6 protein-coding genes, 3 pseudogenes and 1 other annotated feature are annotated in these 9,752 nt (G+C 60.8%); of the genes and pseudogenes, 3 read left to right on the top strand and 6 right to left on the bottom strand.

Going from position 1 to position 9,752, the window contains the following annotated elements; genetic code table 11:
• The 3 genes and pseudogenes from DDF70_RS33910 to DDF70_RS33905 all read left to right on the top strand — a co-directional run.
• Nucleotides 1-1,226 (top strand): annotated as a pseudogene (locus DDF70_RS33910) (IS3 family transposase).
• 140 nt (nt 1,227-1,366) lie between these two features.
• Nucleotides 1,367-1,567, top strand: a complete 201-nt coding sequence (locus DDF70_RS37270) for a MerR family transcriptional regulator (protein WP_162820871.1) — start codon at nt 1,367-1,369, stop codon at nt 1,565-1,567.
• A gap of 47 nt (nt 1,568-1,614) precedes the next feature.
• Nucleotides 1,615-2,546, top strand: a pseudogene (locus tag DDF70_RS33905) (IS3 family transposase); the annotation flags it as partial.
• Nucleotides 1,896-2,012: a sequence feature (AL1L pseudoknot), on the top strand. Its footprint overlaps the pseudogene before it by 117 nt.
• Before the next feature lie 292 nt (nt 2,547-2,838).
• Here DDF70_RS33905 and DDF70_RS33895 read toward each other — a convergent pair.
• The 6 genes and pseudogenes from DDF70_RS33895 to phbB all read right to left on the bottom strand — a co-directional run.
• Nucleotides 2,839-3,567: a Crp/Fnr family transcriptional regulator gene (locus tag DDF70_RS33895; protein WP_114948966.1), complete on the bottom strand. Its 729-nt coding sequence runs from the start codon at nt 3,565-3,567 to the stop codon at nt 2,839-2,841.
• Nucleotides 3,568-4,095: 528 nt separating this feature from the next.
• Nucleotides 4,096-4,515 carry a hypothetical protein gene (locus DDF70_RS33890; protein ID WP_114948965.1) on the bottom strand — a complete coding sequence of 140 codons (420 nt, stop codon included), beginning with the start codon at nt 4,513-4,515 and terminating at the stop codon, nt 4,096-4,098.
• A gap of 2,286 nt (nt 4,516-6,801) precedes the next feature.
• Nucleotides 6,802-6,972 carry a hypothetical protein gene (locus DDF70_RS37265; RefSeq protein WP_162820870.1) on the bottom strand — a complete coding sequence of 57 codons (171 nt, stop codon included), beginning with the start codon at nt 6,970-6,972 and terminating at the stop codon, nt 6,802-6,804.
• Between the two features lie 466 nt (nt 6,973-7,438).
• Nucleotides 7,439-7,528, bottom strand: a pseudogene (locus tag DDF70_RS39420) (IS5-like element ISMex42 family transposase); the annotation flags it as partial.
• Between the two features lie 601 nt (nt 7,529-8,129).
• Nucleotides 8,130-8,810 (bottom strand): CYTH domain-containing protein, encoded by a 681-nt coding sequence (locus tag DDF70_RS33870; RefSeq protein WP_114948962.1) that lies wholly within the window; start codon nt 8,808-8,810, stop codon nt 8,130-8,132.
• A gap of 249 nt (nt 8,811-9,059) precedes the next feature.
• The coding region (phbB, locus tag DDF70_RS33865; protein ID WP_114948961.1) for an acetoacetyl-CoA reductase at nt 9,060-9,752 on the bottom strand (693 nt) is incomplete at its 5' end.

Below are 9,752 nucleotides of genomic sequence, written 5' to 3'. Positions count from 1 at the left end.
ATGATGACAGAGATGATGAAGGATGCGGCCGGTCCGGGCCGTGGTGGGCGCATGTCGCGCCAGCGCAAACGCGAGGCGGTTCTGCGGCTGCTGCGCGGTGAGGATCTGGACACGGTCTCGCGCTCCCTGGGCGTGACGGCCGCCACGCTGAGCGGCTGGCGCGATGCTTTCCTGGCAGCCGGCGAGGCCAGTCTCGCCACCCGGCTGGCCACCGGTGAGGCGCTGGGGACTGAGCGGCTCAAGGCCCGGCTCGGCGAGATGCTGCTGGAGCGTGAGCTGCTGGAGGCCAAGATTGCCCTTCTGGAGGGCGGCCGCCCTTTAGCTCAGAGGAGGTCGAGGCGATGAGCCGGGCCCTCTCGCCGAGCAGCGGCCGGCCCTATGGCTTGGCGCGTGTCTGCCGGATCTGGCGCGTGGCCCGGGCGAGCGTCTACCGGCAGCGTCAGCCGCAGACGGACCGGCGGCGCCGCGGCCCGGTCGGACCGCTGTCCGATCCAGTGCTCACAACCGAGATCCGTGCCGTCCTGGCCGCCAGTCCGTTCCATGGCGAGGGGCATCGGAAAGTTTGGGCCCGCCTGCGCCTGAAGGGCATCCGCACCTCGCTCCGCCGTGTGTTGCGGCTGATGCGCGAGCACGACCTGCTGGCGCCGTCCCGGATGGGGGCGCCGCGTGGGCCGCGCAACCACGACGGCACGATCATTCCGGCAACCATCGACACCCTGTGGGGCACCGACATGACCACCGCTTGGACTGGCGAAGGGCAAGCTGCCGTGTTCGTGGCGGTCGATCACTACAGTGCCGAGTGCGTCGGCATTCATGCCAGTCGCCAAGCCACCCGCTTTGAAGCTCTCGAGCCGCTGCGCCAGGGCGTACGCGAGCACTTTGGCGGCTTTAGCAAAGGGATTGCTTCAGGCCTGTCGATCCGGCACGACCATGGCAGCCAATACATGTCGCGAGCATTCCAGGACGAGTTGCGGTTCCTTGGGATCGAGAGTTCGCCGGCCTTTGTGCAGGCTCCTGAAGGCAATGGCTGTGCGGAGCGGTTCATCCGCACCCTGAAGGAAAACCTGCTGTGGGTGCGCTCGTTCGAAACCATCGAGGAGTTGCGCCAGGCGCTGCTGACCTTCCGAGAAACCTACAACTCCACCTGGCTGATAGCCCGGCACGGATTTCAGACGCCGAAAGCCGTCCGGCACAACCAGCTTCCATCCGCGGCCCTCGCCGCGTAGGCTTCAATCCGGTGTCTCAAAAACTGCGGGCGGTACAGCGCTGGCATGGACGATGACGCCATCGCGGCCCTGTTGGTAACGGAGGGGTTCGGTCCGCTCGATGCGCGCCGCTGGCGGCGCATGCCGTCAAGGTGATCCGCTTGCGCCATCGAGTTCTGCGCGCGCCGTGGCTGTCGTGCCCGCGCACGGTTCCAGGCTGCTGGACGGTGGCGCAACTCGCGCGTGAACTCGCTGTCTCGCCGCACTGGATCCACCGCCGCATCCACAATGGAACCATTGTCGTGGCGCGCCATCCGGACACCGGCCGGTGGCTCTTCCCTAAGACGGACGCCACGCTGTGAACCGCGCCGGGATTCCCGGAGGCTCCAACTCCTGACAGGATGGAGCCATGACAAAGCGAACACCCCCGTATTCACCAGAGGTCCGCGAGCGGGCGGTCCGGATGGTTTTCGAGCACCGGGACGAGTACGCCTCACAGTATGAGGCGATCCTGTCGCTTGCGGCCAAGATCGGCTGCTCGCGTGAGACGCTGCGCCACTGGGTGCGGCAGGCCGAGCGCGACCAGGGCCTTCGCCCCGGCCCGACGAGCGCGGAGCAGGAGAAGATCAAGGCGCTTGAGCGAGAGGTGCGGGAACTGCGCCAGGCCAACGAGATCCTGCGCAAGGCCAGCGCGTATTTTGCCCAGGCGGAGCTCGACCGCCGCTTCAAGCCATGAAGGCCTTCATCGACGAGCATCGTGAGGTCTACGGGGTCGAGCCGATCTGCCGCGTGCTGCCGATCGCCCCGTCGACCTACCATGAGCACGCCGCCCGCAAGGCCGATCCCGACCGCCGACCGGCCCGCGAGCGCCGGGACGCCGACCTCAGCCGGGAGATCCGCCGGGTCTTTGCCGCCAACTTCGGGGTCTATGGCGTGCGCAAGGTCTGGCGCCAGCTGCAGCGCGAGGGCATCGAGGTGGCGCGCTGCACGGTCGCCCGGCTGATGCGGCAGATGGGCCTGAAGGGTGTGGTGCGCGGCAAGAGCATCCGGACGACGGTCAGTGACGCCGCCGCCCCTTGCCCGCGTGACCGGGTCAACCGGCAGTTCACGGCGCCGCGGCCGAACGCCTTGTGGGTGAGCGATTTCACCTATGGGGCGACCTGGTCGGGCTTCGTCTATGTGGCCTTCGTGATCGACGCCTTCGCTCGCAAGATCGTGGGCTGGCGCGTGTCACGCTCGGCCCGGGCCGAGTTCGTGCTTGATGCTCTCGAGCAGGCTCTCCACGAGCGGCAGCCTCTGCGGCGAACCAGCCTCATTCATCATTCGGACAGGGGAGTCCAGATCCACGGTCCGAGTGGTGGCCCGCCGGCCGACCAGCAGTCCCAAATGCGGGCAGCGCGTGCGCGCCGCGCACAGGGTGTACAACCGGGCCAGGGCAGCGAACGGAACGACGCTGGTACCGTCCTCAAAGAGAACGGGGGCGAGCTCCGCATCGTGATTGCTCGTGCAGGAGGTGAACGATGGACGCTCGAATGGCCTCGCGCTGCAAAATGAAGCGGAGTTTCGGTGCGAGGGTGTTCATAGCCCTCACGATGATGCCTGTCACCATGGAGCCCCTCTTGCTCTCGCGTGATTAGATTCGCACTTCAGGGCACTGCGCCTGCTTTGACTGCTGACGGATGATCTCATAACATCCGCATACAGTCTGTTCGAGGCCGCGCCGGTCAATGACCGTGACGACCCCGCGTCCCTGGCGGATCGCACCAGCGGCCTGGAGGGCGTGCATGGCCGCGCTGATGGTTGAGCGCTGCACACCCATCATGCGCGACAGGTGTTCATGAGTGAGTGGCAAGACGTCCTGGCTCGTGCGATCCTGCATCGTGAGGATCCAACGGCAGCAACGCGCCTCCACACTGTGCAGAGCATTGCAAGCCATGGAGTGCAGCGTCTGCGCCAGCAAGTCCTCCGCAAACCGAAGGACGTGGTCACGGAGCGTCGGGCGCGCCACAAACCCCCGATACAGGACTTCGGTGTCAACGCGCGAGGCCCTGCCGGTGCTCTGCACGACATAGCGCCCTAGCGAACGGCGCGTAATGAGGGCACTGGCGAGGCCAAACATGGCCTCTCCCCCTAGCTTCGCCATCTCGATGGTTTTGCCATCGGCCAGAACAGTCACGAGCGAGACAATCGCCTCGTGAGGAAAGTAGATGAAGGGCATGCGGTCGCCAACATCATAGATCACCGTGCCCCGGTGCAGGTCGACCAGTTGAAGGTGTGGCTCAAGAAAGGCGAAATCGTCCGATAGCAGCGTTGACAGTAGGTGATTGGCCCGATGACTTGAACAACGAGAGGAAAGTGACATGGCAGAATCCTATGACCTTGAGCGTCGGCATCTTGGCAGTCATACGCTGATGCTGATCGGAGATGTCGCTAGGGCGTGATCGGAGGTCGACATGCTCCGACGCAATCGACCCAGCTCATCTGGTCGTGCACAGCGGTTTGGCGAGCTACGCGGTAACCGAAGTTGACCTTCTAGGCTGCGGCCATCGCGCGGGGTGTACCCCATGCTGCAGACACGGCGAGTCGATCCGGTTCCGAAGGAGGTTGCCCAGGAAGCTCACGGTCCCAACATTATCCGTGAGCAGTCTGTCCCTGGTGTCGCACTCGCGAGGCGTGCCCGTCCTCTGCAACCCAAAAGGGGCTCGCCGCGGCGATGCCGAGCGAGCCCAAGGTTGGGAGGGCCGTCTCAGAGGACATCTCCCTGTAAGAGGGAGATAAGGTGACCGAGACGGAGGCCACCTCCTCCGCTGCCAGCGGGGCTGACAGGGAGACCGGTGCAGGCCGCTGGCCTGCGATTCACAAGACTGGAGACAAATTCTGCCCGACATGCTCACGGTCGCACCCCTGCGCTGCCTTGGGGCTCCATGAGTGTTGCCGCAGCGAAGCAATGAGCCCCAGCCACGGGCGCAGCGATCCGCTCGGCCGCGCAGATGAGGTCGGCAGCAGCAGCCAGCACGGGCTTATCGAGGGTGAAGTAGCCGTAGCTGTCGAGAGTTATACCGGTGGAATGGGAGTAAACCTCCAGCCAGTATGGTGGGAACCGAGTCACCGCGTCTTCTACCTGAGTCAGTTCGCTTAGCCCCACCTCGACCAATCCAAACCGCACCAACGTGGCCGTTTTCGCGCCGCTGGCCCGATCCAGCACGGCGGTGAGCTGAACATAGGCGCGAAGAATGCTGAGTTTGAAAGAGCCGGTATCGCAGCCCTTCGTGCGCGGGTGCCCTCGAGAAGACAATCGGAATTGCATCATTGACGTCTCCATCCATCGGCATCGGACAGCCTGCCATCGAGGGCGAACCTGAACCGGGCCCGCGCCTTGGGCTTGATCTCGTATCTCCGTTCCACCTTATCTGGCTGTATGTGACGAAATGCTGCCATGCTACAGGCCTGCTTATGGCAATTGAGAGCAGAGATAGATCGCCGTGAGCGTAGATGAACCGGCAGAGATCAAGAGACATAGATCAAGGACCATACCTGGCCGTTCGTTCATAAGGCGGTTCAACATGACATCTCCTAAAAAGCAGAGGTCAAACGGGCGCTCCCCAGCTGAAATCAGCAGTTCGTCTCTCGAGCACTCGCATGCGTCTCGTCTTGACAGTTACTTTCGATCACTTGCCCACTCGTACACGCGAAGATTCTGCGTCCGAAGCGCCGCCGCTCAAGAATGATCTATGGGATCGTTGATCTCACACCTGTATCGGAACTGCTGACATCCGACCGCCCGTGCGGAGAGCCAGACCTTCACTCGAGGAGCCTCACCATTCGCATGCCACTTTCTTGGTCTGAGTTGGATCAGGGCAACAGCCGCCCGATCATCACCCCAGCGGACTGTTTGAGCTCGCGCTTGTACACACCTGGCACCGTTGAATAGCGTGCGCCAACTCCCTGATGAGCTAATCTGGCAGAAACGTATGCTGACCCGCCCGACTACTTCGGCATACAGCTAAAACTTAAGAGACGCATATTCGAATTTTTTGCGCTCCCCGAAGTGACTTTCGGATAGATGCAAATCGATGCGAGGAAGAGAAGCTTCTCAACGCCACGTCTAAATCACCCTCCGATCATGTTGGCCTTCATCGTCAGGTTCGGGCAGGTGAAGCCGGCAGGCACAGCGTCATTTGCTAGAATACTACCTCCCTTCGCTGCCGCCACTACAACCGCAAGTGGTTTTATTGGCGAGAAAGACTGCTGCACCTCCTCTTGCCGCGTCAAGTTCAGCTTCTGCGTGCCTGCCACGACAATCTCGTCTTCGATCAACCACGAGGCCGGCCGGGTTGGTGGCATCGGATCCTGCAGGACTCGCCTCCGCTCAAATTCAAGTTCCTTTTAGCTGCAGCAGCGGCACTGGTAAAATTCATTGTTTGGATAGCACTCATCCATGAATCCAATGCAATTGGACGCGAAGGAGGCCCTCGCCGACGCTTCGAAATCTGCCCTTTGAGCATGTTGCGGCTGCGTGGAAGCGGCGGAGCGGATTCGATTGAACCGAGGGCCGTCCGGCGCGAGCGGTCGAGCTGAACTGAGGGCGTGATCCTTCCTGTCATGCTGATCAAGTACGGCAACCGCAGCCCTAGGCTCCGCGCGGAATCTCCCTTTCAGCTGGTCAGGCTCTCAATCCTAGCCCCATACCTCCCGAATCGTGTAGAGGCCTCTTGCCATAGCCTCTGCCCTATGCAGGCACATTGCTCCTAATCTCCTTTTAGGCTCCAGTTGGAGGGCCCACCTGCGGTTGCATTGGAGGAGCGCCGCCAGCGCTTGATGCATGACGCGATGTTACCTTCACTGGGGCTGGCTCGCCACCTCATTGAGGAGCTTGATGTCGGCCCTCATTGCCACCTCACGCCCCGACCCGAGCATGACCGTTCGTCCACGCCGTGCTGTTCGATTGTGACGAACGGTTCGCCTGCAGCAGGCGCTTCTGTGTATAGCGTCTGCGAACCGAGGTCGCTTCGTCACCCGAGATACCGACCGTGGTCTACCTCGGTCGCTGGTGCCGAACGAGAAGCACCGAGGTAGGTCAGATTGTCCGCACAATTTTTCAGTTGGCGAAGTGGAGAGGCTGCCGGGTTTAAGCCCCCGCGAGTTGCGGAAGCTGTCGACTTGCACTTCACAACTCGGACGCCGATTTGTGCATTTTGTGCGAGACTGTGGAGGACGTAAGTCACACACGAAATGCAAATACATGGAGGGTTCCTTGAGACCCGCCGTCAGCCATGCTAAGCATATTCGCGCTAGAGGGAGCTCCAGCTGGCGGAACCCATTCGGTCGACGATTCTAGTTTCGTTACGCGCGGAAAGACGGCGTGGAAATGGTTTGGCAGTCTCATCTGACATAGACATTTCTGCATTGCAGCCTCAGCTATGTCGTAGACCTATCAGCGTCCGCAAGTTCGATCATGAATGCGAATCGACAAGAGCCTCACCCCAGTATGGCTATTGCGCGAAGAAGGCGCCGCGGATATGCACTGCCCCGTTTCTCTCGGCACTGCTCGACCGAACCGCCCCCCTCGCCCGCAGGGGCCTTGTTCCAGCAGCACTTAGCCATATGCCACCGCAATAAAGCCCGGCAGTTCAGAGAGCGTCACATTCATGCGGAAGGTGCCCGGTCCTGATTTCCAGCGCCAGATGCGGGCGAGAAACTCCGGCGGCAGCATCTTCTCCGGCGCTGACTGGCCGAACAGGAGCTTCAGATGCATGGTGCTGGCCAAAGTCCGCCCCCTTACCACACCTGCCGTGCCACCCGTTCTGGACGATCACCTCCCTCACGGACCTCGACCTCCACTCCTCGCTCATGGGCCGTTCTTAGCATAGCCTGGGTGGGTTCGAGATAGTCCACTTGATGCGCAAAGGACAGGCGAGTACGCCTACAATTCCTATTTCGCCTCTGCGGAGCAATTCGATCGTCTCGCCGCATGAGCGGGTCAAATTCTCCTCTTTCTCGTCTCGGCGCCAAGTTTGCGACTAAGTCCTCATGAGGCCACTAGGTATCATGGATCTGACCAGATCGCTCCTCCCTCACCTGCCATGCTGAAAAACCAGAACATTGGTAAGAGCGTCATCCGATTTGCGAAAGTAGCCTGAGGAAAGCTCGTTAGGCGGCTCCTACTCTCTCATGCTCCCTGGCTTCTGTTGGCGAGCTTTGCTGAAGCAGATCCTTTGAACTATTATGGCCTGTTAGCGCTTGATCCAGTCGAGAGTGGCGGCGAGACAGAGCACGCCCATGAAGGATCGGGTGGTCTTCTCATAGCGGGTTGCAACGTTGCGTCACTCTTTGAGTCCCTTTCGGCATGTCGTCGTTGCGGAATCGCGGGCCTTCGGCGCTATTGCGGCTGGCGCAACACAGCCCCTCAATGGTGCGATCCGGCGTGCGCCTGGCGTTCTGGAACCATCCTCGGGGACGTAGAAACCGCCAGGAGATCGACGCTTTCAAAGGTCGCAGCACGCAGGTAAGGACTGATGATTCCGCGGGACTTCGGCGATCAGCGGAGACGCGATTGATGGCATCGATGGCATCGGGAGGGCCATCGAGAAAAGGGATTTGCCCGGACCATCCGACGAGAGGCATAAAGCACCGTGGCATTTTTGAGCAGGCCATCGAGGAGGGCCGCCGCGGAAGCTGCGATGCTGGGATGGGCAAACAGAGATTTGAGGTGAGGTTCGACCCGATGCAATTCTACGCACCAGAATTCGAGTACCTGCTCGACGGCCACACCCGTCATGGCAGCCTCTTGGGTCAGATTAGGCGATTATGAGCCCATATCCGGACGGTGCAATCGTAGTGTCGGGATTTAGGTGTCCACTAGGCCGGGCAGCTCCAATAGCGTAAAATTACACCAAAGCCAAAAGTGAGCGCTTGTTGGACGTTTCAGTACGGGGGAAGGGAAAAGGAACGGGCGAGATCCCGGATGATGCTATCTCTGATTACAAGAGCCTCCCGGCCCTGCTCATCTTCCCCAATCTTAGCCTCAGCTGATTTGTAGGTGGCAGACAGCTGAGGAGCCGCTTCCTGCGACTGGAATACTCCGAGGTGACTACTGAGGATATCGAGCAGACTGTTGAGTGCCGCATCTGTGATCTCAACCTCCAGTGCTGAGGGTAGCCCGGATAAAGCTATGGAGCGGGTCTGGTAAGCAGAGTCCCCCGTGACTTCAGGACCAAACCAGGCCAACGGCTGAAACATATGCGTCGGCTTGCTTGGCTCTGCCGTGACAGTAATCAAATCCAGTGGTCCTGGCTTGACGAAGCGGCGGAGAGCGACCGTTTCCAGGCCGATATTCAGGCTGATGCTCAAGTACTCCACTCGTCCAGCGGCCAACTCCAATAGAGTTTCGGCTTGAGCGCAGGAAATGTCCGTGGCCTCCTCGATACGCCCGGTTGGATGGCTGGTAACCAGGATGAGCCGACCCGCCTCCCCCTCGACTTGGACATAAATGTCCCGGTCCGGGCGATCCGGAAAGTAGCCCTGCCGGATGTGGTAGCCTCCTCGCTCCTTTTCAATCAGACGAGCCAGGGAGGGCGCAAGCTGAAAATCGCGGGCGTTGCTCATCAGGTATTAGCCTTCCAAAAGGGGCTTCTGGCCGCTCCAGCTCACGACGTTTTTGCGTGTGACGACGGATAGGGAAAGAGAGTTCGTCACGTTTAGCCAGACGCAAGCTGATGGCTCGCAGAGCGATTAGGTGACTTTTACCGAAGTTCTCTGGTAACCGGCTATGCTAACATCACTCAAGCCGGTATTTGCACGAGGCGTGTTTACCGCAGCATGAACGTTTACCCGCAGCAGGATTATTACTTTGTTCTAGACCATATAATGTCCGCCGTTCACCGACAAGGTCGAGCCAGTGATGAATCTCGCATTATCGCCGGCCAAGAACAGCACGCCGCGGGCGATTTCCTCCGCCTCGCCGAGACGGCCGACCGGAATGAGCGGCAGGATCTTCGACTTGAGGACCTCCTCGGGGACCGCCTTCATCATCTCGGTGGCGATATAGCCCGGCGCGATCACGTTGACGGTGACGCCCTTGTTGGCGTTCTCCTGCGCCAGCGCCTTGGCGAAGCCGATCACGCCTGCCTTCGCAGCGGAATAGTTCGCCTGCCCCATCTGGCCCTTCTGGCCGTTGATGGACGAGATGATGATGATGCGTCCGAAACCGCGCTCGCGCATGCCCTCGATCACGGGGCGCGTGCAGGTGAACATGGAATCGAGATTGGTGCGGATGACGGCAGACCACTGATCGTAGGTCATCTTGTGGAACATGCCGTCGCGGGTGATGCCCGCGTTGTTGACCAGGATGTCGACCGGGCCGAGTTCGGCTTCGACGGACCTGATGCCGCTCTCGCAGGATGCTGCATCGGAAACGTCGAATTTGAAGACCGGAATGCCGGTCTCCGTCTTGAACCGATTGGCGGCTTCGTCATTGCCGCCGTAATTCGCGGCAACCTTGTAGCCCGCGTCCTTCAAGCCTTTTGAAATCGCGGCACCGATGCCGCG

Source organism: Microvirga calopogonii (assembly GCF_003347665.1).
In the GTDB taxonomy this organism is placed as follows: domain Bacteria; phylum Pseudomonadota; class Alphaproteobacteria; order Rhizobiales; family Beijerinckiaceae; genus Microvirga; species Microvirga calopogonii.
The sequence above is the reverse complement of the archived record's forward strand: the minus strand, read 5'-3'. Positions and strand labels throughout refer to the sequence as shown.